Annotated in this window: 25 protein-coding genes; 10 read left to right on the top strand and 15 right to left on the bottom strand. The window is 60.3% G+C overall.

Annotated elements, in window-relative coordinates:
* The first annotated feature begins 84 nt into the window (after positions 1 to 84).
* Positions 85 to 960: a pyridoxal kinase PdxY gene (gene pdxY / locus FP026_RS28700; RefSeq protein ID WP_149637961.1), complete on the top strand. Its 876-nt coding sequence runs from the start codon at positions 85 to 87 to the stop codon at positions 958 to 960.
* Positions 961 to 1,032: 72 nt separating this feature from the next.
* Positions 1,033 to 1,674 (top strand): carbonic anhydrase, encoded by a 642-nt coding sequence (locus tag FP026_RS28695; RefSeq protein ID WP_149637960.1) that lies wholly within the window; start codon positions 1,033 to 1,035, stop codon positions 1,672 to 1,674.
* An 82-nt stretch (positions 1,675 to 1,756) separates the two neighbouring features.
* On the opposite strand, the gene FP026_RS28690 is transcribed toward FP026_RS28695, so the two are convergent.
* The 10 genes from FP026_RS28690 to FP026_RS28645 form a co-directional block, all read right to left on the bottom strand.
* Positions 1,757 to 2,578, bottom strand: a complete 822-nt coding sequence (locus FP026_RS28690) for a lytic murein transglycosylase (RefSeq protein ID WP_149637959.1) — start codon at positions 2,576 to 2,578, stop codon at positions 1,757 to 1,759.
* 287 nt (positions 2,579 to 2,865) lie between these two features.
* Entirely contained in the window at positions 2,866 to 3,900 is a 1,035-nt protein-coding gene (locus FP026_RS28685) for an aspartate-semialdehyde dehydrogenase (RefSeq protein ID WP_149637958.1), read from the bottom strand.
* Positions 3,901 to 4,273: 373 nt separating this feature from the next.
* On the bottom strand, positions 4,274 to 4,783 hold the full coding sequence (locus FP026_RS28680; protein WP_149637957.1) for a Dps family protein: 510 nt from the start codon (positions 4,781 to 4,783) through the stop codon (positions 4,274 to 4,276).
* Positions 4,784 to 5,081: 298 nt separating this feature from the next.
* Positions 5,082 to 5,831 (bottom strand): SDR family NAD(P)-dependent oxidoreductase, encoded by a 750-nt coding sequence (locus tag FP026_RS28675; protein WP_149637956.1) that lies wholly within the window; start codon positions 5,829 to 5,831, stop codon positions 5,082 to 5,084.
* Between the two features lie 160 nt (positions 5,832 to 5,991).
* The gene (locus FP026_RS28670; protein WP_112339939.1) at positions 5,992 to 6,246 is read right to left on the bottom strand and encodes an ArsR/SmtB family transcription factor; all 255 of its coding nucleotides are present in this window, start codon (positions 6,244 to 6,246) and stop codon (positions 5,992 to 5,994) included.
* A 334-nt stretch (positions 6,247 to 6,580) separates the two neighbouring features.
* Positions 6,581 to 7,324 (bottom strand): lipid A 1-phosphatase LpxE, encoded by a 744-nt coding sequence (lpxE, locus tag FP026_RS28665; RefSeq protein WP_149637955.1) that lies wholly within the window; start codon positions 7,322 to 7,324, stop codon positions 6,581 to 6,583.
* A 192-nt stretch (positions 7,325 to 7,516) separates the two neighbouring features.
* On the bottom strand, positions 7,517 to 8,629 hold the full coding sequence (leuB, locus tag FP026_RS28660) for a 3-isopropylmalate dehydrogenase (protein ID WP_149637954.1): 1,113 nt from the start codon (positions 8,627 to 8,629) through the stop codon (positions 7,517 to 7,519).
* 278 nt (positions 8,630 to 8,907) lie between these two features.
* Complete coding sequence (locus tag FP026_RS28655) at positions 8,908 to 9,726, bottom strand: sugar phosphate isomerase/epimerase family protein (RefSeq protein WP_149637953.1); 819 nt, start codon at positions 9,724 to 9,726, stop codon at positions 8,908 to 8,910.
* A 273-nt stretch (positions 9,727 to 9,999) separates the two neighbouring features.
* Positions 10,000 to 10,608 carry a 3-isopropylmalate dehydratase small subunit gene (leuD, locus tag FP026_RS28650; RefSeq protein ID WP_149637952.1) on the bottom strand — a complete coding sequence of 203 codons (609 nt, stop codon included), beginning with the start codon at positions 10,606 to 10,608 and terminating at the stop codon, positions 10,000 to 10,002.
* Positions 10,609 to 10,803: 195 nt separating this feature from the next.
* Positions 10,804 to 11,040 (bottom strand): hypothetical protein, encoded by a 237-nt coding sequence (locus tag FP026_RS28645; protein ID WP_112339850.1) that lies wholly within the window; start codon positions 11,038 to 11,040, stop codon positions 10,804 to 10,806.
* Positions 11,041 to 11,151: 111 nt separating this feature from the next.
* Here FP026_RS28645 and FP026_RS28640 point away from each other — a divergent pair, with 111 nt between their 5' ends.
* The 3 genes from FP026_RS28640 (at position 11,152) to FP026_RS30800 (ending at position 12,698) form a co-directional block, all read left to right on the top strand.
* Positions 11,152 to 12,093 carry an HpcH/HpaI aldolase/citrate lyase family protein gene (locus FP026_RS28640; protein WP_149637951.1) on the top strand — a complete coding sequence of 314 codons (942 nt, stop codon included), beginning with the start codon at positions 11,152 to 11,154 and terminating at the stop codon, positions 12,091 to 12,093.
* A gap of 21 nt (positions 12,094 to 12,114) precedes the next feature.
* Positions 12,115 to 12,321: a DUF1737 domain-containing protein gene (locus FP026_RS28635; protein ID WP_149637950.1), complete on the top strand. Its 207-nt coding sequence runs from the start codon at positions 12,115 to 12,117 to the stop codon at positions 12,319 to 12,321.
* A gap of 251 nt (positions 12,322 to 12,572) precedes the next feature.
* Entirely contained in the window at positions 12,573 to 12,698 is a 126-nt protein-coding gene (locus FP026_RS30800; protein WP_281408627.1) for a hypothetical protein, read from the top strand.
* Between the two features lie 47 nt (positions 12,699 to 12,745).
* Here FP026_RS30800 and FP026_RS28625 read toward each other — a convergent pair whose 3' ends face one another.
* A complete protein-coding gene (locus FP026_RS28625; RefSeq protein ID WP_149637948.1) occupies positions 12,746 to 13,183 on the bottom strand; it encodes a metallopeptidase family protein in 438 nt (145 codons plus the stop codon).
* A gap of 277 nt (positions 13,184 to 13,460) precedes the next feature.
* Here FP026_RS28625 and FP026_RS30690 point away from each other — a divergent pair, with 277 nt between their 5' ends.
* From FP026_RS30690 to bfr, 5 genes are all read left to right on the top strand, one after another.
* Positions 13,461 to 14,456, top strand: a complete 996-nt coding sequence (locus FP026_RS30690) for an ImuA family protein (protein ID WP_246665480.1) — start codon at positions 13,461 to 13,463, stop codon at positions 14,454 to 14,456.
* 40 nt (positions 14,457 to 14,496) lie between these two features.
* Positions 14,497 to 15,924 (top strand): Y-family DNA polymerase, encoded by a 1,428-nt coding sequence (locus FP026_RS28620; protein WP_246665485.1) that lies wholly within the window; start codon positions 14,497 to 14,499, stop codon positions 15,922 to 15,924.
* A complete protein-coding gene (locus FP026_RS28615) occupies positions 15,921 to 19,388 on the top strand; it encodes an error-prone DNA polymerase (RefSeq protein WP_149637946.1) in 3,468 nt (1,155 codons plus the stop codon). The genes FP026_RS28620 and FP026_RS28615 overlap by 4 nt, the downstream gene beginning before the upstream one ends.
* 140 nt (positions 19,389 to 19,528) lie before the next feature.
* A complete protein-coding gene (locus tag FP026_RS28610; RefSeq protein ID WP_149637945.1) occupies positions 19,529 to 19,840 on the top strand; it encodes a (2Fe-2S)-binding protein in 312 nt (103 codons plus the stop codon).
* Complete coding sequence (bfr, locus tag FP026_RS28605) at positions 19,806 to 20,291, top strand: bacterioferritin (RefSeq protein ID WP_149637944.1); 486 nt, start codon at positions 19,806 to 19,808, stop codon at positions 20,289 to 20,291. Before FP026_RS28610 ends, bfr begins: the two co-directional genes overlap by 35 nt.
* Positions 20,292 to 20,338: 47 nt before the next feature.
* On the opposite strand, the gene FP026_RS28600 is transcribed toward bfr, so the two are convergent.
* The 4 genes from FP026_RS28600 to FP026_RS28585 all read right to left on the bottom strand — a co-directional run bounded on the left by FP026_RS28600 (position 20,339) and on the right by FP026_RS28585 (position 25,061).
* Positions 20,339 to 20,878, bottom strand: coding sequence for an RNA pyrophosphohydrolase (locus FP026_RS28600; protein WP_149637943.1), 540 nt, complete (start codon positions 20,876 to 20,878; stop codon positions 20,339 to 20,341).
* Between the two features lie 15 nt (positions 20,879 to 20,893).
* Positions 20,894 to 22,075: a divergent polysaccharide deacetylase family protein gene (locus tag FP026_RS28595; protein WP_149637942.1), complete on the bottom strand. Its 1,182-nt coding sequence runs from the start codon at positions 22,073 to 22,075 to the stop codon at positions 20,894 to 20,896.
* Positions 22,076 to 22,285: 210 nt separating this feature from the next.
* Complete coding sequence (locus tag FP026_RS28590) at positions 22,286 to 23,614, bottom strand: S41 family peptidase (protein ID WP_149637941.1); 1,329 nt, start codon at positions 23,612 to 23,614, stop codon at positions 22,286 to 22,288.
* The gene (locus FP026_RS28585) at positions 23,604 to 25,061 is read right to left on the bottom strand and encodes a murein hydrolase activator EnvC family protein (RefSeq protein ID WP_149637940.1); all 1,458 of its coding nucleotides are present in this window, start codon (positions 25,059 to 25,061) and stop codon (positions 23,604 to 23,606) included. Before FP026_RS28585 ends, FP026_RS28590 begins: the two co-directional genes overlap by 11 nt.
* Positions 25,062 to 25,164: the final 103 nt, after the last annotated feature.

Here is a 25,164-nt window from a genome sequence, read left to right as displayed (position 1 = left end):
TGTGAAGCGCGGTTGACAGAGTGGCGCGAAAGGGATCATCAACTGCGCCATGCAGTGCGAAGCCCTGAACTGAAAGCAAGGATCATGTCGCAAATGTCGGCCGGCGCCGTTATCGTCATCTCCAGCCATGTTGTCAGAGGCTCCGTCGGCAATCGTGCGGCCGTTTTCGCGCTGGAAACGCTCGGTCATCCCGTCTGGGCGCTGCCGACTATCGTTCTTCCCTGGCATCCAGGCCATGGCCGCTCGACGCGGCTGGCCTTCAATGAGGCGGATTTCGACCACGCCATCGACGATCTCATCGCGGCACCCTGGCTTTCCGAGGTGAAGGCGGTTCTCTCAGGCTATTTCGGCAATGCCGCGCAGGCGCGCTCGGTCGCCAGGCTGGTGACTGCCCTGCGGGAAAAGAACCCCGACCTTTTCTATGCCTGCGATCCTGTGATCGGCGATGCCGGCGGCCTTTATGTGCCCGAGGCAACGGCCGAAGCCATCCGCGATCTCCTGATTCCGCTGGCATCTCTCGCGACGCCGAATCGTTATGAGCTCGCCTGGCTTGCCGGCGCGCCGCTCGAGGACAACAACGCCATCATGGAAGCGGCCCTTGCGCTGGGACCATCGCGCATGCTGGTGACGTCGGCGGTGCCGATGATGGCCGGCGGCATCGGCAACCTCTATCTTAGCGGCCGAAACGCTTTGCTTGCCGAGCATCGCAGCATCGAAGGAGCGCCGAACGGGCTTGGCGACCTGCTGTCCGCGGTGTTCCTGTCGCGGCTGTTATCGGGCATGGATGAGGAAAGGGCGCTGCAGCTGACGACGGCCAGCGTGTACGAAGTGCTGGCGCGCGCCGTCAAACGTGGCAGTAACGAGCTGACGCTCGCCGTCGATTCCGCGAGCCTGTCGACACCGATGGCGATGGTGCAACTGCGGCACCTCATCCATCCGGCGCAGCGGCGGAAGAAATAGCGGCTTGCGACGGTTAACGCTTTTTGCAGCGCAACAGTTGCCATCGACAGAACTGCGCTGTAATCCAATGTCATGCAAAGCTTTCCCGACACCCTTCTGAACGGTTATCGTAACTTCATGAGCGGGCGTTACGTCGATGAGCGCGAACGCTATCGCAATCTGGCGGAGATCGGCCAGAACCCATCGACCCTTGTGATTGCCTGCTGTGACTCCCGCTCGGCGCCGGAGATCATCTTCGATGCCGGCCCGGGAGAGCTCTTCGTCATCCGCAACGTCGCCAACATGGTGCCGCCCTATGAGCCGGATGGCAATTTCCATGCGACCTCGTCGGCACTCGAATTCGCCGTCCTGTCGCTCAAGGTCTCGGATATCGTCGTGATGGGTCACGGCCGTTGCGGCGGCATCCGTGCCGCGCTCGACCCCGATGCCGAACCGTTGTCTCCCGGCGATTTCATCGGCCGATGGATGGGCTTGCTGAAGCCGGCCGCCGAACAGATCCAGAGCAACGATATCATGACACCGGCCGAGCGGCAGACGGCGCTGGAGCGCATTTCGATCCGCAATTCGCTGGAGAACCTGCGCAGTTTCCCGGAGATCAAGGCGCGGGAAGAAGAGGGCAAGCTTAGTCTTCACGGCGCGTGGTTCGACATTTCGACCGGCGAGCTATGGATCATGGATCCAGACACCCGCGATTTCATCCGCCCGGATGTGTGAGGGCGGAAGGCAGATCAAATGAAAAGGCGCTGCGGACCATCCGGTCGCAGCGCCTTTTTCATTCCCGTCGCCGTTGTCTGGCTTACTGGCCGTCGATCTGCTGACCGATATAGGCGATCGCCTGCTGATAGACCCTTGCGTCGTTCCAGCCGGCGATGGCGGAGAAATTCGGCTCGCCGGGCTGATAGCCGGCGCCCGGCTGCCAGCCATGGCCGCGCAGGAAGTTGGCCGTCGAAGCGAGCGCATCCGCGCGCGAGCCGACGAGGTCGACTCTGCCGTCGCCATCTTCGTCGACGCCGAAGGCAACGACGTTCTTGGGCATGAATTGCGTCTGGCCGATCTCACCATGCGCCGCGCCGCGTGCCGACGGGCTGAGGTAGCCTTCGCCGACAAGCTTCAGGGCGGAGTAGAGCTGTTCGGTGAAGAAGGCCGAACGACGGCAGTCATAGGCAAGGGTCGAAACGGCCGAGAGCGTATGCTGGTCGCCCATATAGCCGCCGAAGCCGGTTTCCATGCCCCAGATCGCGATGATCGGACCCGGGGGGACGCCGAAGCGCTTCTGGATCCTGGCGAAGAGCGCCGCATTGGCCTGCTTCATGCTCTTGCCGCGATTGATGATCGTCTGGCCGCCGCGCTTCTTCATGAATTCCTCGAAGGAAAGCTTGAAGCTCTTCTGGCCGCGGTCGGCGCGGATGGTGGGCTGATTGTAATGAACGTTGGCGAAGGCTTTATCAAGGACCGAGGGGCTGATGCCCTGCCCTTGCGCTTCGCGTTTGAATTCCTGCACCCAATTCTCGAAACCGGCGGAAGTGTTGCCACAGGATGCCGCATTTGCGGCAATCGGCGTCGCCAGCAACAACCCGCCCGCCACGAGAGTTGCCATTCCAGACTTTGTGATGCGCATTCAGTGTCCCCGAATTCTTACCGCGCCGCGAACGCGGTAACCGTTTTTGAAAGGCGCATAAACCCTCCAGTTTCCAAGCTTATGCGCTGTCTAGTCGCCGCTGGACCATGCCAGCATCCGACTGCTCTGTCATTATCTCATTTTAGCAATCAATGTTTCGCTTCACGTGAAACATCACCGCCAAACTCATTTGCAAAAGCCCCGCCTTTCATCCGAAATGGCGAGGCTTTCGTTCGATCCTGCTTAGCCGGCAAGAATTTATAAACCGTAAATTGGTTTACGGATCCTTACGCAGCCTGCTTGCGCGGCTTGATCAGGCCGCGGTTGACGAGCAGTTCGGCAATCTGGATGGCATTGAGCGCGGCTCCCTTGCGCAGGTTGTCGGAGACGACCCAGATGTTGAGGCCATTTTCGACCGTTGCGTCCTCGCGGATACGCGAAATATAGGTCGCGTCTTCGCCGGCGGATTCGTAAGGCGTGATGTAGCCGCCGTTTTCATGCTTGTCGATGACGAGGCAACCAGGAGCTTCGCGAAGGATATCGCGGGCCTGGTCGGCAGTGATCTCGTTTTCGAACTCGATGTTGACCGATTCGGAATGGCCGATGAAGACAGGAACGCGCACGGCCGTGCAGGTGACCTTGATCTTCGGATCGAGCATCTTCTTGGTTTCGGCCAGCACTTTCCATTCTTCCTTGGTGTAGCCGTCTTCCATGAAGCTATCGATATGCGGAATGACGTTGAAGGCGATGCGCTTGGTGAACTTCTTGTTCTCGATCGGATCGGCAACGAAGACGGCGCGGGTCTGGTTGAACAGCTCGTCCATGCCATCCTTGCCGGCGCCGGAAACGGACTGGTAGGTCGAGACGACGACGCGCTTGATCTTGGCGAAATCGTGCAGCGGCTTCAGGGCGACGACAAGCTGCGCGGTCGAGCAATTCGGATTGGCGATGATGTTGCGCTTGGTGAATTGCGTGATGGCATCCGGGTTCACTTCCGGAACGATCAGCGGCACGTCGGCGTCGTAGCGCCATGCGGAGGAGTTATCGATGACGACGCAGCCTTGGGCACCGATCTTCGGCGAGACCCTCTTCGAAACGTCGCCGCCGGCCGACATCAGGCAGATGTCGGTGTCGGAGAAATCGTAATTCTCCAGGTTGGCAACCTTCAGCGTCCGGTCTCCGAAGGAAACCTCGGTTCCCTGCGAGCGGGCCGATGCGAGCGCCACGACCTCATCGGCGGGAAAGCCGCGTTCGGACAGGATGTTGAGCATTTCACGTCCGACATTTCCGGTCGCGCCCGCTACTGCAACTTTGAAACCCATTTCTCAAGCTCTCTTTCTCTTCTCTCCTCTTTGGCGAGGGGGGAACCGCGGCCATAACGGCCGGTTCCTGTCCCCGGCCGAGCCGGGGAGAGAGCGGCAGGCCAGAGACGTCAGACGGTTTTCGTCGTCGTTTTGGCCTTGGTTTTGGAAGAAACCGGAAAATAGACATCCCGCCCGGCACATTGCGCCGGGTGACTGAAGCTATCGAGCTGTTCGAAGCGAACCATGGAAGTCTTCCTTTTCCGTCGCCGGTTCTAAGATGTTTTCCACAGGAGTCAAGGATTTCCTCGCTCCCGTCGGTGCGGGAGCGAGGAAATCGAGCGCACCGGAACCGGCCTTCGACTATCGTGTTCGAAGGCACGTCGCTTCGATATCAGCGGTTGGACTGGCGGGTGGTTTCAAACAGGAACCAGGTGCGGCGCTCGGACTCGTCGATCCAGTTTTCAAGAAGGCTCGCGGTGGCGACATCGCCGTACTCGTCGCAGACATCGTGAACGGCGCGCATTTCGGCAGACAGCTTGAGATTATCGTCAGCGAGTTCGGCCAGCATGTCCTGCGGATCGACATATTCGGCGTCATTGTCCGGAATGCGCTGCAGCTTGGCGATCTGACCGATCGACCGCAGGGTCGTTCCGCCGATCTTCCTGGCACGCTCGGCCATAGGGTCGGTCATCGCGAAAATCTGTTCGCCCTGTTCGTCGAGAAGCAGGTGATAATCGCGGAAATGCGGCCCGCTCATGTGCCAATGAAAATTCTTGGTTTTCAGATAGAGGGCGAAGACATCCGCCAGCAGGGCGCTCAAGGCTGCGGAAATATCGCGTGTCGCCTCCTCGCTGAGATTGGTGCGTGTACCCAGTTTCGACTTGGTATTGGCGGTATTCATAAAGACGTCCTCCGTTGTTGTTCACGACAGCGATCGCCGGCGGATCTTAGGGGAGTTCGATGACATTCGCTGCTGCGTAGGATCGCATTGAACACAGGATGTTTTGAAATCTCACGGCCGAAATATCGCCGCTTTGCGGCCTGGCAGCTGTGATGCTTAGGCGGAAAACCCGAACGCATCTACTAAATAGGAAAGTGGGGTGGTTTGGCAATTGTTTGCTAATGTATTGGCCGGGCGTGCGGTTGTGTCGCGCCCGGCAAACCGCCCTCCTCTCGGAGGGCAGTATCGCGAATAGCGACTACTTCAGGCCACCGCCGACATAGATGGTTTCGCCGGTCACCCAGGCGGCATCTTGCGAAGCGAGGAAGACGGCGACCGGAGCGATATCGGTCGGCTGACCGAGACGGCCGAGAGGCGTTTGGGAGACGAGATGCTTTTCAAAATCGCTGCCAATGATGCCTGCGGCAACAACGCCTTCCGTCTCGACGCCGCCAGGTGCCAGATTATTGACCCGGATATTTCGTGAACCGAGTTCCTTGGCGAGAATCTTGGTGACGGAATCCACAGCGGCCTTGGTTGCCGTATAGACGGAGGCAGTCGGCAAGTTCATGCTGACAGCGTTGGAACCGATGTTGATCACGCTGCCGCCCTCGGGGCCGAAATGTTTCACCGCCTCTTGCGTGGCCAGCAATGTCCCCAGGACATTGATGTTGAATTGGCGATGAAATTCCTGCTCGGCGAATTCCTCGATCGTCGCGAATTTATAGACGCCGGCATTGTTGACGAGGATATCGACGCGCCCGAAGGCCTGCTTAGCCTCGGCAAAGAGGTGCTTGACGTCCTCGGATTTGGAAACATCGCCGTGGACAGCGAGCGCCTTGCCGCCCTTGGCGGTGATTTCCGCCACCACTTTATCGGCACCTTCGCGGCTCGAGGCGTAGTTGACGACAACGGCTGCACCCGCTTCGCCCATAGCCTTGGCGATGCCGGCGCCGATGCCTTTGGATGCTCCGGTCACGATCGCGACCTTGCCTGTCAGTTTGCTCATGTCATTTTCCTTCGGAAATTGTTAGACATTTTTACAATCATCAAATCATTCGACAGACGCGACCCGAAAACCGCTCCGCATCGTCACTTTGATATTTAGATAATCATCTAATTGATACAAGAGCCACGGCGGAAAATGCCGATGGCGTGGGATGGAATCATCAGATCTTGGAAAGTTCCGCCATATAGGCGTTCAGGGTATCGCGGCGCAGCACGAGGTTGGCGAACTTGCCGTCCCGCTGGATCTCGATGAGACCGGCATTCTCAAGTTCCTTGATATGATGGGACATCGTCGCGGCGCTGACGGCATGGCACTCGTTCAGCGTGCTGCAGGGCATGGGTTCGCTGCGCGTGCCGATTTCCTTCAGGATCTGCACACGTCGCGGCTCGGCAAGTGCCCGGGAGATCAATCCCATCTGCCTTTCGCTCAAACGTATCGGCCCGGCATCCATGATTTTCATCGCAAGTGAACGAAATCGGGTTGACCGCCCTCGGTGACCCGTCTGTCAGATATATGAATGTACGGCGGGCTTGGCAACCTTTGCGATCTTTCTATGCATCGCCAGGCGTAAAGGCCGATGCGGGATCTATCCCCTCGCCCACCGGGCAATCGCGTATAGGTCGGATCAGCACCGGAAACTCCTTCTCCCCGCTGGGGAGAAGGGAGGGCGGCTACGATTTCAGGTGATATGCGATTTCCCTGCAACCGACCGCGGGCGGCGGCGCTGCGCATAGTTTTCAATCGGAGCGTCACTTGCTCTTCAGCAACCGCCATTTCGGCGTCGGCCAGCCGGCGGGGTTGATGCGGAAAAGCAGGCCGTAGCGGGAATAGACGGTCGCCATCATGAAGGAAAACCAGCCGCCAAGCGCCAGGCCGGCGATGACGTCGCTTGGATAGTGCGCGCCGACCATGACACGCGTGATCGCCAGCCACAGGGCGCAGGCAGCGAAGATATAGCGGTAGCGTGGGAACATGAAAGCAAGCGCCACGAAGAGGGCGCCAATGGTGGTCGCATGGCCTGACGGGAAGCTCTCGAAGCTGGCCCGGCCGTTGAAGGGCGAGAAACCAAAAGGGCCCCAATCGGCAAAATGGGTGGGGCGGGCGCGGCCGATGGCGCGCTTGAGCAGATTGGCGAGAAGGCCGGAAAGCACGACTGTCGTCAGCAGATAGCCGCCGATCTGGCAGATACGCAACGCTTTGCAACGACAGCGCTGCGAATGCAGCAGACGGCTACCGGCCCAGCCTTCGAAGAACAGGAAGGCGCTGATGATGATGATCCACTCGGAATCGCCGAAATCGGTCAGCATTCCGCCGACGAAGCGAACGGAGGGCGACTGGCTTTTAAGGGTGGCGCCGAGAGGCCAATCGAACAGGAGGGCCGAAAGAAGCACGATATTGGCTGTCAGAAAAAGGCAGATTTTCCAGTGAGACGAAGCAAGTGCCGCATCGCTTCGCCGCCAACGCCTATCGAGAGACGTCAAGATCGCCTGCATAATCATCGCCCATTTTGATTTCCAATCAGCTGGACGACTAGCAGGCTCCTGTAACAGTATTTTTAAGATCGCCGGATCGGCCCGTCGATTCGAGGCTCACTGCCGGCTCCTCGTGCTTAATGAAAACCCCGCACTGCGCTGCAGAGCGGGGTTTCGTGTTTCACGTGAAATATATCAGGCGATCTATCTGGCTTATGCCGAAAGGGCCTTGAATTCGGCGAGGATGGCGTCGCCCATTTCGGCGGTGCCGACCTGGCGGCTGCCAGCCGACATGATGTCGCCGGTGCGGATGCCACTGTCGAGCACGTTGGCAATCGCCTTTTCCAGTGCATCGGCTTCGGTAACCAGGCCGAAGGAGTAGCGCAGGCACATGGCAAAGGAAGCGATCATGGCGATCGGGTTGGCGATGCCCTTGCCGGCGATATCGGGTGCGGAACCGTGCACCGGCTCGTAAAGTGCTTTGCGCTTGCCGGTCTTGGCATCGGGTGCGCCGAGCGAAGCGGACGGCAGCATGCCGAGCGAGCCGGTCAGCATGGCGGCGACGTCGGAGAGCATGTCGCCGAACAGGTTGTCTGTCACGATGACGTCGAACTGCTTCGGTTGGCGAACGAGCTGCATGCCGCCGGCGTCCGCCAGCATATGTTCGAGCTGCACGTCGGAATATTTTTCCTTATGCGTTGCGGTGACGACCTGGTTCCAGAGCACGCCCGACTTCATGACGTTGCGCTTTTCCATCGAGCAGACGCGGTTGTTGCGGGTGCGCGCCAGTTCGAAGGCGACGCCGGCAATGCGCTCGATCTCGTAGGTGTCGTAAACCTGGGTGTCGATGCCGCGCTTCTGGCCGTTGCCGAGATCGATGATCTCCTTCGGCTCGCCGAAATAGACGCCGCCGGTGAGCTCGCGGATGATGAGGATATCGAGGCCGTCCACCAGCTCCGGCTTTAGCGAAGAAGCAGCCGCCAGCGCCGGGTAGCAAATGGCCGGGCGCAGGTTGGCAAACAGCTGCAGATCCTTGCGCAGGCGCAGCAGGCCGGCTTCCGGGCGCACTTCATAGGGAACGCTGTCCCACTTCGGGCCGCCGACGGCGCCGAAGAGCACGGCATCAGCCGCAAGCGCCTTCTGCATGTCTTCTTCGGAGATAGCGGCGCCATGCGCATCATAGGCGCAGCCGCCAACAAGGCCTTCATCCGTGACGAAGCCGGCATTCTTCGCCTCGTTCATATAAGCGATGATCTTGCGAACTTCGCCCATGGCCTCGGGGCCGATGCCGTCGCCCGGCAGGAGGAAGAGATTGCGCACTGTCATGGGGAAAGCCTCCGCGAAAGAAAAAGTTGCGGGGTTTTTAGACCTGCAAATGCGGCTTTTCAAGCGAGGAAGGGGCCGAAACGGTACGGTTTTCGGGCATATTGGACCGAAAGCCTACCCTCGCCCCGTCGGGGAGAGGGTCGCGCGGAACGCGCGGGGTGAGGGGGCGTTACCGAGGATCTCTCTTTTAGGTAAATCTGGTAGCGGCAGCTTCGTGCCGCCCCCCTCATCCGCCCTTCGGGCACCTTCTCCCCCAGGGGAGAAGGGATATTCGAGCCTTACTCAGCCAGTCCGAGCGAAGCGAGATAGGCTGCCGATGCCGGGATCTTCGACTTGTCCTTGATCTCGATGATCAGACGCGGATTGCTGTCGAGCTTGGCAAGGGCGGCAAAGACGGCACGCCAGTGGATATTGCCTTCGCCGAGGCTCCAGTGACGATCGGCATAACCGTCGGCGTCCTGCAGATGGACATGCTGCAGGCGATTGCCGGCGGCATGCACGTAGTAGTCGACCGGCGGAGCGCCCGTATAGCCATGGGCGTAATGGGCATGGCCGGTGTCGATCGAAACCGCGACGGCGGGCGAATTGAAGCTGTCGGCGAGGCCAACGCGGATATGGGGATCCTTGTCCTCGATATTCTCGATGACCATGGTGAGGCCAATATCTTCGGCGCGCTTCACCGCGTCCTTCAGCGTCAGATGCGTATATTCGATGATCTTTTCGCGCTCGCCCTTGTTGTTGTCGAGGTTGTTATAGGACCACGACGTATAGGGGCTATGGATGACCATCTGCGTGGCGCCGATATTGGCGCAGACATCGAGCGCCTGCAGCAGGCGCTTGGAGACGACGGCACGGATATCCGGATCCTGCGAGGCGATGACGAAGCCCCAGAACGGGCCATGGATGCCAAGGCGGCCCTGATGGCCGTCGAGCAGCTTGCGGGCGCGCTCGGCAAGCGGAGCCCAGTCACCATTGAGGATTTCGGCTTCGACGAAACTCTGCAGTTCCAGATCGCGCGGCTTTTCGAGCAACCAGTTACGATGGATTTCGACGTCGTCAAGCGTCATGGCGGCGCCGACAATGGGAAGGGAGGTCATGAGGGGCTCCATTGCGTGGAGAAGAGAAGAACAGGGGTGGGAGAGGCCCCAAAAGGCCTCGGCAGGCCTGTATGGACCCCCTTCTTGTCGAGCATATTACAGCGGGTGGGAAAGATGGTGTCTGATCAGCTTTCCGGGATTTGCGGTCTCCGCTCCTGGGGTGCCGTAACTGCGGATAGTTCCCTCTCCCCGCTTGCGGGAGAGGGAGTTCTCGGCATGAAAAAAGCCGGGCTGTAAGGCCCGGCTTCGAAACATGCGATAATGATAAACCGGTCAGGCGGCCCAGGGGCGCGATGCGGCATTCGTCTTTTCGAAATCGTTGATCGCGGAAGATTTTTCCAGCGTCAGGCCGATGTCGTCGAGCCCGTTCAGCAGGCAATGGCGCTTGAACTCGTCGAGTTCGAACTTGAGCGCGCCGCCGTCCGGACCGGTGATTTCGAGATTTTCCAGATCGACCGTCAGAATGGCGTTGGAGCCACGCGAGGCGTCGTCCATCAGCTTGTCGAGATCTTCCTGGCTGACCTTGATCGGCAGGATGCCGTTCTTGAAGCAGTTGTTGTAGAAGATGTCGGCGAAGCTGGTCGAGATGACGCAACGGATGCCGAAGTCGAGCAGCGCCCAGGGAGCATGCTCACGCGAGGAGCCGCAGCCGAAATTGTCGCCGGCGACGAGGATCTTGGCGTTCTGATAGGCCGGCTTGTTCAGCACGAAATCTTCGTTCGGCGTGCCGTCCTCGTTATAGCGGGCTTCAGCGAAAAGGCCCTTGCCGAGACCCGTGCGCTTGATGGTCTTCAGATAATCCTTCGGGATGATCATGTCGGTATCGACATTGACGACCGGGAGGGGTGCTGCGACACCGGTCAACTTCACGAACTTGTCCATGGGGTCCTGCCTTCATTCTCGTCTAAGCACGAATTATCCTGCCAATAGAGCAAATCCGGCCCGAAATGAAGGAGAATCTTGGAAATGCTCTAAAAGGTGGCGCTTTGGGTCGCATTCCACCTTTCGCGCGTGTCCGAGCTTTGGGGGCGAATGCGTTCGGCAGCCCGCGAGAGGCTGCCCTCACCTGTTTCGACCTCAGAGGTCGATGATCGTGCCGCGACCGTCGTTCCAGATGCGCATTTCGCGCTGGCCATTCGTCTTTGCCTTGGCATGCACCGGCGCCGGCTTCATGCGGAGCGAAATCGCGCGGGCTGCCATGAGCACGGTCAGGATACCGCCGACGGCAAGCGTGACCGAAACGGTAAACAGCGCCATGGCTGCAAACACGGTAATACCGGCAAGCGCGATGAACAGGGAACGGATATTCTGCATGGTCGAGACCTCTCTACTCCCAGCAATGTGGTCCTCTTCCTTCCCCTCTGCAAGAGGAGCATGGCTTTTTGTTGACTTGCCTGGCGATCAAAAGCGCGGCAAAACGGCACAATGAGCCAATCTGAGAGCCAGACTTCCCCTTCCCGGCCCGCCCACCTGCGCCGCTCGGTCTTAAGCGTTCCCGCTAGCAACCGCCGCGCGCTGGACAAGCTTTCGAGCCTCGATTGCGACGCCGTCATCTTCGATCTCGAGGATTCGGTCTCGCCGGAAAAGAAGGCCGAGGCGCGGGAGAATTTGCGGGCCTTCTTCGCGGCTTCGCCGCTTCCGGGCAAGGAGCGGATCATCCGCATCAACGCGCTTTCCTCCAATTTCGGGGCCGACGACCTGGCGCTGGTTGCGGAGCTGGAGCCGGATGCGGTGCTCTTGCCCAAGGTGGATGAGCCGCAGGATGTGACTGGCGTCAGCGACAGGCTCGCGGAAGCCGATGCGCCGGAAAGCTTGCGCATCTGGGCGATGATCGAGACGCCGCGCGGCATCCTGAACGCTGCTTCGATCGCCGAGGCCGGGCGCACGGCGGGCAGCCGGCTCGATTGCTTCGTCGTCGGCCTTAACGATCTCAGAAAGGAAACGGGTGTCCTGCCGCAGCCGGGTCGCGTCTATCTCGTGCCCTGGCTGATGCAGGTGGTGCTTGCTGTCAGCGCCTATGGGCTCGAGGCCATCGACAGCGTCCTTAACGATTTCAAGGATGCCGAGGTATTCGAGGCTGAATGCGGCCAGGGCCGCATCATGGGCTTTGCCGGCAAGATGCTGATCCATCCAAACCAAATCGAAGCGGCTAACCGGCATTTCGGCCCGGATGAAGCTGTCATCGCCGAGGCTGAAGCTATCATATCAGCCTTTGCCGAGCCGGGTGCCGATGCTCTCAATGTCGTGAACCTTAACGGACGGATGGTGGAGCGGCTGCACCTTGTCCAGGCGGAGAGACTCGTCCATAAAGCTCGCCTGATCGAACAGCGCTCCATTGCCCTTCGACAGGCTCAGGGCGAGGACTGATACGTTACGAAAGATGCTTTGATGAAACTCTACCGCTTCCTCACCGGTCCCGACGACGCGTCCTTCTGCCACAAAGTGAGTGCTGCGCTGAACAAGGGCTGGGAGCTATACGGCTCGCCGACCTATGGCTTCAATGCCACGAGCGGGCGGATGGAGTGCGGTCAGGCCGTGGTCAAGGAAGTGGCCGGCAAGGATTACGACCCGGATATGAAGCTTTCGGAACAATGATCCGGAGGAAAAGCAGAGCAAGCCGTCGTGACCCTCGTCCATAACGAACGCACCAAACTATTGGCCAATGCGCTCGATCGTGCATCTACCGCTTGCATTGCTGCGGGTCTAATCGCTCCCGTGGTCTCGGCGGTGAATGGTACCGCTGCTTTCCAACTTTCCTGGATCGCCATTCTTTCTAGCATCAGTTGGCTTTTTGCTGCTTTTACATTACATATGGCAGCGAGGCACGTTGTGGGGAGGCTGAAACTATGAATAGCGCAGCCATCTTCTTTTTCTTTGTTTTACCCTTTGTCATCGCGGCGCTGGGGTGGATAATCGTGTTCGTCAACGATTGGAATGATCGGCGCCAGCAAAGGCTTCATCCCGGCGAATAAATCGTCGGATTTTCCTTCTTTCCCGCAATTCTTAAATGCGAAACGCGTCAGCGATCCGTCGCTTCTTCCGCGCTCGCCTCGATGCGCTCCATGTCCTCGTCGCTCAGGCCGAAATGGTGGCCGATCTCGTGGATCAGGACGTGGGTGATGATGTCGCCGAGGGTTTCGTCGTTTTCGGCCCAATAATCGATGATCGGCCGGCGATAGAGGCGGATCTTGTTGGGCATGTCGCCGGTCTGGGCGGTGAAGCGCTCAGAGATGCCGCGGCCTTCGAAGAGGCCGAGCAGGTCGAAGGGCGTTTCCAGCGCCATGTCCTCGAACACGTCATCATCCGGGAAATCTTCGATGAGGATGACGAGATCACCGGTGAGCGAGCGAAATTCGTCCGGCAGGTGGCTATAGGCCTCCATTGCCAGAGATTCGAATGTGCTAATGGAGGGCGAGTGACGATCCCGCCAGTTTTCGCTCTGGTCAACGCGAGCCATGAATACTTCCTTCCTTGGCTGGTCATATAGAGGCTTTGCGCTGCTTTTACGAGAGCGGATTGGAGCATGATGCCGAAAAGTATTTGAGCGGTTTTCGGACGACATCATGCTCTACCTATTTGATTTTAGAGCGAATTCGGATTGTAGGTCGAGTGGACCTAAAATCAACCGACTCTACGCAGAGGAATATTTTCTTATAAATTGGTGTTGACTCTTTTCCTGACCTCTGGAATCCATAAGAACATAACAGGAACATTATCGATCTGGAGTGAACGTCATGGCCGAGGCCGCCGTGGCGCGGGAAACGCTTTTTGTCCTGCGTGAAACCATTGCCAGACTGGAAGGCAGGCCGATTCCGGCACTGGCAGCGGCGGCGTATGAGATGCTGGCGGCCAAGCCGGTCATGGGATCGGCAGGCATTGGAAAGCCTCTGCCTGCCCAAGCCAGGTCTGCTCAGTCTAAGCCTGCCCAGCCGTTTCTTGCGACCGGCGTCGACGATCTCGATGCCGCCCTGCAAGGCGGTCTGCCGCTCGATGCGCTGACGGAAATCCGCTCGCTCGGCCTGCGCGATGCGGGGGCAGCGAGCGGCTTTACCCTTGCGCTTGCCGCGCGGCTTCACGCGCAAGCTTCGGGTACAGACGCGGCCGCATCTCCGATCCTGTGGATCGGCGATACGGTCGCCACGATGGAGGCGGGCCTGCCCTATGCCATCGGCATCCGGAATTTCGGCCTGGAGCCCGAGGCTTTCCTGCAGGCCTCGCCGCGCAAGCTGGAAGACGCGCTCTGGGTGGCGGAGGCAGCACTTGGGAGTGCTGCCTTTACTCTCGTCATTCTGGAAGTGCGCGGCAATCCCGCCCGTTTCGGCCTGACCGAAAGCCGACGGCTGGCGCTGAGGGCCAAGGCGGCGGGGCGGCCCTTGTTTCTGTTGCGACAAGGAGGCGAGGAGGAAGCGAGCAGCGCCCTCTTCCGCTTTTCCGTCGAACCCGCGCCGGCGCTGGCGCGGCCCCTGCCGGACGGATCGGTGCTTGGCGGCAGCATCGGTCATCCGGCCTTTCGTCTGACCTTGGAAAAGAGCCGAAACCCGGCGCCTCTTTCCATAACCCTGGAGTGGAATGCCCATGACCGCCGCTTTGCCCCTGTCCTCGACACTCAACGCCCTGCCTTTCCCGGCGAACACGCAGCGCATTTTGGCGCTGACCTTCCCGCATCTGCCGACCGACCGCATCGCGCGCAAGCGCTGGGGCCTGTCCTGGCGTTCGACAGGCAGGCTTGAAGCGCCGCCGCTGGCCTGTGCCGGCAAGCTCAACAATGCCATGCGGCTGACCGCGCTCAACGAGCGTGCGGAGATGATCGGCCTGAAGCAGGGCCAGGGCGTGGCCGAGGCGAAGGCGATCTGTCCCGATCTCGATGTCGTCGAGGAGGATTCGGCCGCGGATCGCAAGCTGCTGGAAGCGATCGCCGACTGGTGTGACCGCTATACGCCGCTGGTGGCGATCGACGGTAAGGATGGTCTTTTTCTCGACATTACCGGCTGCGCCCATCTTTTCGGCGGCGAAGAGGCGCTGCTCGAGGATATATTGATCCGGATTTCCCGGCTGGGCCTCGATGTGCGTGGCGCCATTTCCTCCGCGCCCGGCCTCTCCTGGGCGGTTGCTCGTTTCGACGAAAGCCGTGTCGTTCCTTCGGAAGCCATGGAAGAGGCCCTGGCGCCACTGCCCGTGGCGTCTCTGAGGCTCGGCGAAGAGACCATCGCCGCGTTGCAGAAACTGGGATTGAAGCAGGTGGGCGACCTTCTGGCAGCGCCGCGTGCGCCGCTTGCCCGCCGTTTCGGTGCGCAGCTGATGTTGCGGCTCGATCAGGCCGTCGGCCTCGTCGAGGAGCCGATCTCGCCGCGCCGTCCGGTCGCGCAATTGTCGGCCGAGCGCCGGCTGGCCGAGCCAGTTCAGGCGGAAGCCGACATTCTCCAGCTTGCCCGCCAGCTCGCCGAAACGTTGAAGCCGGGACTGGAAGCCCGTGGTGTCGGCGGCCGCTCCTTCGAACTCCTGTTGTTCAGGGTGGATGGAGCAGTCTTCCGCGTTGCTGCGGGCGCATCGCAGCCGCTGCGGGAGCCGTGCCGGATCGCCAACCTGTTCACGGAGCGTTTTGGCGCCATTCATGACGATCTCGATGTCGGCTATGGTTTCGAGATCGTCCGTCTCAATATTCTCCAATATGCGCCTTTCGACGCGATGCAAGGCGATTTCGTCGGAGAAGACCGTCAGGACGGGTCGCTCGCCGCTTTTGTCGACCGGGTGGCCGCGCGGCTGGGCCCGGATTGCCTGCAGGGTTTCGAGCTGCAGCAAAGCCATATTCCCGAGCGGGCGATACGGCCGGTGCCGGCTATGGATGTCCTTGCCGCTCGCAGACGGGCGGGCGCCGACTATGCCGGCTACGGCTTTTCCCGGGGTGAACGGCCGTTGCGGCTGTTTCGCATGCCGGAGCCGATCGAAGCCGTTGCCGCCGAAGTGCCCGATGGCCCGCCCCGGCAGTTCCGTTGGCGGCGGGTCATGCATCGGGTCAGCCGGGCTGAAGGGCCGGAGCGGCTTTCGGCGGAATGGTGGATCGAGGAAAAGGAAGAACCCGCCCGCGATTATTTCCAGGTGGAGGACGAGGAAGGCCATCGTTTCTGGCTGTTCCGCAAGGGGCTTTATGGACGCGGGGGAACGGCGCCGGACTGGTACATGCACGGGGTCTTCGCATGAACGCGCGCCCGAGCTTTCACGAACCCGTGCCCTTCTTCGAGATCGGGGCGAGAACGAACTTCTCCTTTCTCGAAGGCGCCTCGCATCCGGAAGAAATGGTGATGCAGGCCGCCATCCTGAAACTGTCCGGGTTTGGAATTGCCGACCGCAATTCGGTGGCAGGCGTCGTCAAGGCGCATGCGCATACCAAGGTTCTTTGGGCGGAGCATAAGAGGGCCATCGAGGAAAACCTGGAGCTTCGAGCCAAGGGGAAGCCGGAAAAGCCGCTCCTGAAGCCTGCCCCTTTTCAGCCCGGCGCGCGCCTGGTGTTTTCGGACGGCACGCCTGACATTCTTGCCTATCCGGAGAATCGCAAGGGCTGGGCACATCTCTGCCGGCTGTTGAGTGCCGGCAATCTCAGAGCCGAGAAAGGTTCCTGTCAGCTCGAGGAAGCCGACCTTCTGGAATGGGGCGACGAGATGATGCTGGCGCTCGTTCCCGATGCGACAAGCGTCGAGACGCCGGAGGAGCAGGCAAAGCTTGAGGAGTGCCTGAAGCGGCTATGGATGCGCTTTGGCCGAAAGTTCCATATGGTCCTGTCGCCTGCCTATGACGGGCGGGATCGGATGGTCTTTGCTACGTTTTCCATTCTTGCGCAACGCAACGGCGTGCGGCTGATCGCCAGCAATCAACCGCTCTATCATGCAACCGAACGCAAGCCGCTTGCCGATATCATTGTTTCGATCCGCGAGCATGTGCCGATCGCCGAAGCCGGTTTCAAACTGGCAGCGAATGCCGAGCGCTATATGAAGGACGCTGCCGAGATAGCGCGCCTTTTCCGGGATTATCCGAAGGCGGTCGCCAATACGCAGAAGTTTTTTAGCCGGCTGTCTTTTTCACTGGATGAGCTGAAGCATAACTATCCCGACGAAAGCGTTCCTGGCGAAACCGTCTCGGAAACGCTGGAGCGGCTGACGTGGGAAGGCGCCAGATGGCGCTATCCTGATGAGATTCCCGAAAAGGTCGCCAAACAGATCAATGATGAGCTCGCTCTTATCCGCGAAAAGCAATATGAGCCCTATTTCCTGACGGTGCGCCGCATCATGGAACATGCTCGCAGTAAGAATATCCTGTGTCAGGGGCGTGGTTCAGCCGCCAACTCCTTGGTCTGCTATTGCCTCAAGATTACGGAGGTCAATCCAGAAATCACGTCGCTTTTGTTCGAACGCTTCATCTCGACGGAGCGCGAGGAGCCGCCTGATATCGATGTCGATTTCGAACATGAGAAGCGTGAAGAGGTCATCCAGTTTATCTATGACCATTACCACATCGAGCATGCCGGGCTGACGGCGGCGGTCACCAGCTATCGGGCGCGCTCGGCCGGCCGCGAAGTGGCCAAGGCCTTCGGCCTGTCGGAGGATGTGCAGTCGGCTCTTGCGAGCGGCGTCTGGGGCTGGTCGACGGAAGAGCTGTCCGAGCGCGAGGCGAAGATTGCCGGTCTCGATCTCAAGGACAAGACGACACGGAACGTCCTTTCCTATGCTTCGACGCTGATGGGATTTCCGCGGCATCTGACCCAGCATGTCGGCGGCTTCGTCATCACCAGGGATCGATTGGACGAAGTGGTGCCGATCATGCATACGGCGATGGATGATCGCTACATGATCGAGTGGAACAAGGACGATCTCGACAATCTCAACATATTGAAGATCGACGTGCTCGCGCTTGGCATGCTGACCTGTCTCGCCAAGGCTTTCGATCTGTTGCTCCTGCATTACGACGTGAAGAAGGAGCTCGCTGACCTTGGTTACGCCAACTACCCCGACGGCGAGCCAGTCTACGACATGATCTGCCGGGCCGACACGATCGGCGTCTTCCAAATCGAAAGCCGGGCGCAGATGAGCATGCTGCCGCGTCTGCGGCCCCGCAAATTTTACGATCTGGTCATCGAAGTGGCGATCGTTCGGCCAGGTCCTATCCAGGGCAATATGGTGCACCCCTATCTCAAGCGGCGGGAAGCCTATCGGGCGGGAAAGGAGCTCGACTATCCGAGCGAAGAGCTGAAGGAAGTGCTGAAGCGAACGCTGGGCGTTCCCCTGTTTCAGGAACAGGCTATGCAGATCGCCATTACGGCAGCGGGATTTACGCCTGCCGAGGCCGACAAGTTACGCCGGGCGATGGCGACCTTCAAGCGGACCGGGACCATCCACACTTTCGAGGAGAAGATGGTCGGTGGCATGGTTGCCCGGGGTTATGACCGTGAGTTCGCCAAGAACTGTTTCGAGCAGATCAAGGGCTTCGGTGAATATGGCTTTCCTGAAAGCCATGCGGCCTCCTTCGCCCTTCTCGTCTACGCCTCCTCCTGGCTCAAAGCCTATTATCCCGATGTCTTCTGTGCGGCGATCCTCAATGCCCAGCCGATGGGCTTCTATGCGCCGGCGCAGCTGGTGCGCGATGCGCGCGAGCACGGCGTCGAGGTGCGGCCGGTGGATGTCAATCGTTCCAGCTGGGATTGTCTGCTGGAGAAGGCGTCTTTCGACCGCAGTTCGGTCGAGCCGCGTCATGCGTCGATGCGCGGGATCGTCAAGACGCAATGTGCCGTCCGCCTCGGCTTCCGGCAGGTCAAGGGTCTGTCTGAGGATGAGATGAAGCAGCTCACTGAGCGCCGTGGCGAGGGCTATCGGTCCGTGCGCGATCTCTGGCTGCGCTCCGGTCTTGCCAAGGCGCAGATCGAGCGCCTGGCGGATGCGGATGCGTTCGGCTCTATCGGCTTGAGCCGGCGCGAGGCACTCTGGGCGGTGCGGGCGCTCGATGCCGGAAGTGCCGCCGAAAAGCTCCCCCTTTTCGATCTTGGCGACCATGCGGAACTCCAGATCGAGCCGGCTGTCACGTTGCCGGAGATGCTGCCCGGCGAGCAGGTCATCGAGGATTATCGCTATCTGTCACTGTCGCTGAAAGCGCATCCGGTTTCCTTCCTGCGCGCCGATTTCGCGCGGCAGGGCATCGTGCAAAGCCGGGATCTGCCAAAGGTGGCGAATGGGCGGATGGTGACGATCGCCGGCCTGGTGCTGGTGCGCCAGCGGCCGGGTTCGGCCAAGGGGGTGATCTTCATGACCTTGGAGGACGAGACCGGCGTTGCCAATGCGATCGTCTGGCCGAAGAAGTTCGAGAAGTATCGTGCCATCGTCATGGGCGCGCGGCTGGTGAAGATCCGTGGCCGGCTGCAGAGCGAGAGCGGTGTCATCCATGTGGTGGTCGATCATATCGAGGACATGACGCCGGCGCTCGGCATTCTTCAGCGCGAGGCACGGCGTTTCGGCGTCAGCGATCGGGCGGATGAGGCGCTTCGGCCGACCATGGATGTCAGACAAAAGGAGAAGCTCCCGCTGCCGCCGCGTGGAGCCGCTGCCGGGGCAGCGGCGGAAGGCCGCAGCAATGGTGCCGAAACAGCTGGAGTCATGCCGCGGGGGCGCAATTTCCATTGAAATTCCGGTCTTCGCATCGAAGGCAAAAGGTCAACGGCCTCATCGGCGGATGAATTCGAATCGTTTCTTTCTTGACAAAGGGCGTCTTCTTTAGCAGATAACAAGACAGCGAATGTCATGTTTGACGGGCTGAACGAAGAATGCTGGTTTGCAGTTGTAATTACATCACCGACAAGGAAATCAGGGACGTCATCAACGAGTTCCTGGACGAGGATTGTTGGCAGCTCATCGTTCCCGCCAAGGTTTATCACGCCATGGAAAAGCGCGGCCGTTGCTGCGGCTGTTTCCCGAATGTCGTTGATATCATTATACAGACAACCGAAGATTATCATGCCCGTCGTCACTCGACGGAAGCCGAAATATTTGATTTCATGTCCCGCCTGAAAAAATTTCATGAAGACAACAGGAGAGCGGACATTGAAAGGCGACAAAAAAGTCATCGAGCGGCTTAACGAGGCGCTGTTTCTCGAGCTTGGCGCAGTCAATCAATATTGGGTTCACTATCGACTCCTTGAGGACTGGGGCTACACGAAGCTCGCCAAAAAGGAGCGCGCCGAATCCATCGAGGAAATGCAGCACGCCGATCGTCTCGTCGCTCGCATCATCTTTCTCGAAGGCCATCCGAACCTGCAGACGCTGGCGCCGTTGCGCATCGGCCAGAATGTCAAGGAAGTGCTGGAAGCCGATCTCGCCGGCGAATACGACGCCCGCACGGCCTACAAGAAATCCCGCGACATCTGTCACGATGCCGGCGACTATGTTTCGATGAAGCTGTTCGAAGAGCTCTTGGCGGACGAGGAAGGCCATATCGACTTCCTGGAAACCCAGCTCGATCTGCTCGGGAAGATCGGCGAAGCCAAGTATGGCCAGCTCAACGCTGACTCCGCCGATTCCGCGGAATAGCCCACAGCTTGCAGAACCGGCCGCTTTTGCGGCCGGTTCTCTTACGTTCAGTCTTCGGCCTTCAGGCCGGCGAGATGGCTGAATTCTGAAACGACCCGTTCGTAGACCGACCGCTTGAAGGCAACGATCAGGCCGGGCAGCGCTTCCATCGGCTTCCATTCCCAGGCATCGAATTCCGGTTCGTGGCCGCCCGGCGGCGGGTTGATGGCGATCTCGCTTTCGTCGCCGTCGAAGCGGAAGGCGAACCAGCGCTGCGTCTGGCCGCGGTATTTTCCTTTGAGGCCGATACCAATCAGCTGCGGCGGCAGATCGTAGTTGATCCAGTCTTTCGCTTCCGCCAGCAGGGTCACGGTTTTCATACCCGTTTCTTCGTAGAGCTCGCGATAGGCGGCTTTCAATGGATCTTCGCCGTCGTCTATCCCGCCTTGCGGCATCTGCCAGAGCTGCGGCGAGCCGTCATATTCGGAATTGCCGACCGGAATGCGGCGTCCGGCCCAGACCAGACCATCCCGGTTCAGGATCATGATGCCGACACAGGGACGGTAGGGCAGGTCTTCGGCTCTCACGGGGGCGTGGGGCGTGCTCATCTTTCTCTCCAGCGATCAGGGATGTTTCGGGTCTTCGGCAAGCGCCGAGACAGCAACGATTTCTATGCCGCGCATGGCGGCTTCCTCACTCCATTTGCTGATGGCGTCGACGCTCTCGTCGAAGGCGGAGGCAACGCCGATCGCCGAACCATTGCGGCGGGCAATGCGCTCCAGCTCATCGAGTTTTTTCAGGATCGCCTCCTGCTGCAGCTCTCCATCGAGCTGGATATCGGCAAAGGCATGCGGCACTTCCAGCGTTTTCGACAGCGTTCCGGATTTCGATTGTGCCGAAGAGCCATCATCCAGGAACAGCAAGCCGCGTTTGCCGACGTCGCGCAGAACCGGCTCCAGGGCATTGGGATTGGCAAGGAAGCGGCCGCCGAGATAGTTCATGACACCGGTATAATTGGTGATCTTGCCCATTGCCTTGTGCAGATTGTCGATATTCTTCGCCGATGACAGCGAGGTCAGCAGCGTATCCGGTCCGGGATTGTTGCTGGGATAGTCGAAAGGCTCGAAGGGCACCTGGATGAGGATCTCGTGGCCGCCGCGTCTGGCCTCCTGCATCCAACGCTGCAGGCTGTTGCCGCTGGCGGCAAAGGCGAGCGTGATTTCCTCCGGCAGCTTCTCGATGGCGCGCTGAGTGCCCGTCTGGCTGAGGCCGAGGCCGCTGACGACGATGGCGATGCGCGTGCCGCGGGTGCCGGACCAGGGCCGCGCATATTGGTCCATCGGCCTGAGCCCGCTCGGCGCGGTGACCGGCAGCTTGCCGAAGGGCGAATCCTCCAGCAGGCTCTCGTTCGGCGTCGCCGCCATGCGCGGATCCTGGCCCACCTGATTGGCGTTGATCAATACCGGGCCGCTGCCGTCGCGATTGCCGGGGCTGAACATGGTGACGACGGAACCGTCATCGGTGACGACACGCGACGTATTGGCGCCGGATTGCGGGTCAACCTGGGTCAGGGCCGACTGGCCGTTCGCCGGCTTGGTTTCGGCTGGCGGCGCGGGCTCTTCCTTTTTTGCGGTTTCGATCGGCCGGGTCTTCTGAAGCTCGTCGCGTTGCAGCGCCGAATAGAGGGAGAAGCAGGCAATCGCGATCAGACAGAAGCCGCCGAGAATACGCCCAAAGGGTGGAAGACGCCGCTGGTGGCCGGGGCGGCGATTCTGTCCCAACGGTGCATGCAGATCCGTTCCCAAAGTTCCTATCCACCCCAAGCGGAAAACTGTATCGGCGTCGGGCACTCCCCTCGCAGCCGAGCGGCAAGATGCCGGCAACACTCAAAGTGCTAAAACATGAGCTGTTTTGAACAAGGCCGATGTCATTCGGCCGAGGAGAGCGGAACGATACGCAAATCCCCTCCCCGTTTATGAAAGCGCCGGGTCTGTTTCCAGCCCGGCGCCATCTCCTTACTTGGAGGAAACTGCCTTTTCCGGGTTCGGCGGGAAGGACGGATCCGTCTTGGCGCCGCGCAGCAGGTCGAGCGCGTAGTTGAGCTGGATATCGTCCTTCGGGTCCGGCGGCACATAGGCCGAAGAGCCGGAACCCTTGTCGGTTTCGCTCTGGCCCTTGATATGGCCCGGCAGGCTGGATTCGCCTTCCGTCGTCAGCTTGCCCTTCAGATCATCCGGCAGCGGCTGGTCGACCTTGATGTCAGGCGTGATGCCGGTGCCCTGGATCGAGCGGCCCGAGGGCGTGTAATAGAGCGCCGTCGTCAGGCGCAGCGCGCCGTTGCCGTCGCCCAGAGGAATGATCGTCTGGACGGAGCCCTTGCCGAAGGACTGCGTGCCGAGAACGGTGGCGCGACGCAGATCCTGCAAGGCGCCTGCGACGATTTCCGAAGCGGAAGCCGAGCCGCCGTTGGTGAGCACGATGATCGGCTTACCGTCGGCCAGATCGCCGGGCGTGGCGTTGAAGCGGCGCGTTTCATCCGGGTTGCGGCCGCGCGTGGAAACGATCTCGCCACGCTCGAGCACGTCGTCGGCGACATTGATCGCCTGGTCGAGCAGGCCGCCCGGGTTGAGGCGCAGGTCGAGGACATAGCCCTTCAGCTTGTCGGCCGGGATATCCTTCTTGATCTTGGCGATCGCGGCTTCGAGATCCGGCGTCGTCTTTTCCGTAAAGGAGATAATGCGGATATAGCCGACATCGCCGCCTTCCTCGCGTGACTTGACGGCGGCAACGGCGATCACGTCACGAATAACGGTGAGTTCGATCGGCTTGTCGGCGCCCTTGCGCATCAAGGTGAGCTTGATCGGCGTCTTGACCGGGCCGCGCATCTTCTCGACGGCGTCTTCCAGCTTCAGGCCGCGAACGGACTGGCCGTCGATCGCGGTGATATAGTCGCCGGCAAGAACGCCGGCCTTGGCGGCAGGCGTATCGTCGATCGGGGTGATGACCTTGACGAGGTCGTTGTCCATCGTCACTTCGATGCCGAGGCCGCCGAATTCACCCTTGGTCTGGGTGCGCATGTCTTCGGCGTCCTTGGCATTCATATAGCTCGAATGCGGGTCCAGAGAGGTCAGCATGCCGTTGATGGCGGCTTCGATGAGCTTGTCTTCCTGCGGCGGCGTCACATACTGCGCGCGGACGCGCTCAAAGACGTCGCCGAAAATCGACAACTCCTTGTAGGTGGAAGTGCCAGCGGCTTCCGCCGGCGCTACCGCCGAGTAGATAACGCCCATCGCGGTCGCACCCATCAATGCGCCGACGAGAACAAGAGAAGCCCTACGTATCATTGCGTGCCTTTCCAGTGTCTTTGGAGGTCCACCAAGGCCGAGAATCGACCGGTTTTCCATCTTTTCTGAATTCAATGTAAAGCGTTGGCCGATCCGTTTCCAGCGCCAAAGCGGTCGCGCTCGCGACTCTTTTTTGGCCCATCGTGGCGAGCGGCTCGCCGGCGAAGACAAATCTGCCCGGACGCGTCTTGATCGCGTCCATTCCCGACAGCACCATGTGATAACCGTCGCCCGTATCCAGAATGATCATCTGACCGTAGCTGCGAAACGCGCCGGCGTAGACAATCGTGCCGTCGGCAGGAGCCGTGACGAGCGCTTCCGGACCCGTCGCAATGGTCAACCCCATCGCCGTATGGCCGGTACCGTCGTCGTCGCCGAACTGGCGGAGGGTATCGCCCGCCACGGGCAGCTCCAACTTCTGTTTAAGGTCCGAGAAGGGATATGCGGGCGTAATGCGGTTTTTATCGGGCACACCGTTCTCGGCGAGGGCCTTCGCCTGCTCGCGCTGCTGTTCGGTCATTTGCGCCCGGCGCGCCTCTTCCGCCCGCGCGGCAGCCGCGGCGTCGCGTACCGAGCCGATCTGGCTTTCCAGCGAGGCGACGAGTCCTTCCAGGCTGGTTGCCTGGCCTGCCAGTTCCTCGGCGCGCTTGCGCTCGGCCCCGAGCTGGGCGGCATTCTCCTTGCTGTGTTTGTCGTTTTCGGCAATCAGCAGATCCATGCGCCGCTCCTCCTCCAGACTGTTGGTCATGGTGGTGGTGAAGCTCGCCTTTTCGGCCGCCGCGTCGGCATGCAGCTTGCTGAGATCCGTGAGATCGGCGATCAGTTTGTCCGTCTCCTTGCGCATTCCCGGCACGACGGCGCCGAGAAGAATGGCACTGCGTACAGAGCCGAGTGCGTCGTCCGGCGTCACCAGCAGCGCAGGCGGCGGGTTGCGGCCCATGCGCTCTAGAGCGCCCAGCACTTCGGCCAGCAGGGCGCGGCGATCATGCAGGGACGCGCGGATTTTGCCTTCCTTGACGGCAAGGTCCGTCAGCGTCTTCTCGCTCTGCTGGATCTTACGATCCAGCTCCTTGCGGCGGGCGGCGCTGTCGATCAGTGCTTGGCGCAGGCTGGTGGTGCTCTTGTCGAGGGAGGCGATGCCGTCTTCCAGCTCTTTCGTCTTGCCGGAGGAGAGATTGATCGTCTTCGACAGCTCGTCCAGCTGGGCGCGGGTTTCGTCGCGCTTGCGGGCAAGATCCTCGGCCGGGTCGGGAGCCTGTTGCACCGGCGGCGCCGATGCGGTCGTCGCGGCGCGACCGTCAGGCGCCTGCGGTGCAGTGGTATCGGCCTCCTGCGCCACGGCCACGTCCAGCAAAGGGAAAGGGCCGGTCACATAGGCGCCCACACCGAGACATGCCGCCAGAGGTGGCAGCAGAAGACGGGAAAGCATGGGCTGGGCTTTTCTCATCCAGTCGGTTCGGGCCTGGTCCCTTCGGATCGCGTGAAAATAGGCTGATTTGCCGCGATCGGCTAGAGCGTTGCCGCTTTTCTTCGAATTGCGAAAACGCTCT

The organism is Martinezella tropici (assembly GCF_008370325.1).
Taxonomy (GTDB): Bacteria; Pseudomonadota; Alphaproteobacteria; order Rhizobiales; family Rhizobiaceae; genus Rhizobium; species Rhizobium tropici_B.
This window is presented reverse-complemented; position numbering and strand designations above follow the sequence as displayed.

Coding starts and splice junctions, on each gene's coding strand:
- FP026_RS28615 (WP_149637946.1), top strand. CDS start 15,921: ATGAACGCGCGCCCGAGCTTTCACGAACCCGTGCCCTTCTTCGAGATC.
- FP026_RS28645 (WP_112339850.1), bottom strand. CDS start 11,040: ATGCAGAATATCCGTTCCCTGTTCATCGCGCTTGCCGGTATTACCGTG.
- FP026_RS28690 (WP_149637959.1), bottom strand. CDS start 2,578: ATGCGCATCACAAAGTCTGGAATGGCAACTCTCGTGGCGGGCGGGTTG.
- FP026_RS28625 (WP_149637948.1), bottom strand. CDS start 13,183: ATGGCTCGCGTTGACCAGAGCGAAAACTGGCGGGATCGTCACTCGCCC.
- FP026_RS28680 (WP_149637957.1), bottom strand. CDS start 4,783: ATGAATACCGCCAATACCAAGTCGAAACTGGGTACACGCACCAATCTC.
- FP026_RS28590 (WP_149637941.1), bottom strand. CDS start 23,614: ATGATACGTAGGGCTTCTCTTGTTCTCGTCGGCGCATTGATGGGTGCG.
- lpxE (WP_149637955.1), bottom strand. CDS start 7,324: ATGCAGGCGATCTTGACGTCTCTCGATAGGCGTTGGCGGCGAAGCGAT.
- FP026_RS28655 (WP_149637953.1), bottom strand. CDS start 9,726: ATGACCTCCCTTCCCATTGTCGGCGCCGCCATGACGCTTGACGACGTC.
- FP026_RS28695 (WP_149637960.1), top strand. CDS start 1,033: ATGCAAAGCTTTCCCGACACCCTTCTGAACGGTTATCGTAACTTCATG.
- FP026_RS28610 (WP_149637945.1), top strand. CDS start 19,529: ATGCTGGTTTGCAGTTGTAATTACATCACCGACAAGGAAATCAGGGAC.
- pdxY (WP_149637961.1), top strand. CDS start 85: ATGTCGCAAATGTCGGCCGGCGCCGTTATCGTCATCTCCAGCCATGTT.
- FP026_RS30800 (WP_281408627.1), top strand. CDS start 12,573: ATGAATAGCGCAGCCATCTTCTTTTTCTTTGTTTTACCCTTTGTCATC.
- FP026_RS28670 (WP_112339939.1), bottom strand. CDS start 6,246: ATGGGATTGATCTCCCGGGCACTTGCCGAGCCGCGACGTGTGCAGATC.
- FP026_RS28635 (WP_149637950.1), top strand. CDS start 12,115: ATGAAACTCTACCGCTTCCTCACCGGTCCCGACGACGCGTCCTTCTGC.
- leuD (WP_149637952.1), bottom strand. CDS start 10,608: ATGGACAAGTTCGTGAAGTTGACCGGTGTCGCAGCACCCCTCCCGGTC.
- FP026_RS28685 (WP_149637958.1), bottom strand. CDS start 3,900: ATGGGTTTCAAAGTTGCAGTAGCGGGCGCGACCGGAAATGTCGGACGT.
- leuB (WP_149637954.1), bottom strand. CDS start 8,629: ATGACAGTGCGCAATCTCTTCCTCCTGCCGGGCGACGGCATCGGCCCC.
- FP026_RS28585 (WP_149637940.1), bottom strand. CDS start 25,061: ATGAGAAAAGCCCAGCCCATGCTTTCCCGTCTTCTGCTGCCACCTCTG.
- FP026_RS28620 (WP_246665485.1), top strand. CDS start 14,497: ATGCGGCTGACCGCGCTCAACGAGCGTGCGGAGATGATCGGCCTGAAG.
- FP026_RS28675 (WP_149637956.1), bottom strand. CDS start 5,831: ATGAGCAAACTGACAGGCAAGGTCGCGATCGTGACCGGAGCATCCAAA.
- FP026_RS28600 (WP_149637943.1), bottom strand. CDS start 20,878: ATGAGCACGCCCCACGCCCCCGTGAGAGCCGAAGACCTGCCCTACCGT.
- FP026_RS28640 (WP_149637951.1), top strand. CDS start 11,152: ATGAGCCAATCTGAGAGCCAGACTTCCCCTTCCCGGCCCGCCCACCTG.
- FP026_RS30690 (WP_246665480.1), top strand. CDS start 13,461: ATGGCCGAGGCCGCCGTGGCGCGGGAAACGCTTTTTGTCCTGCGTGAA.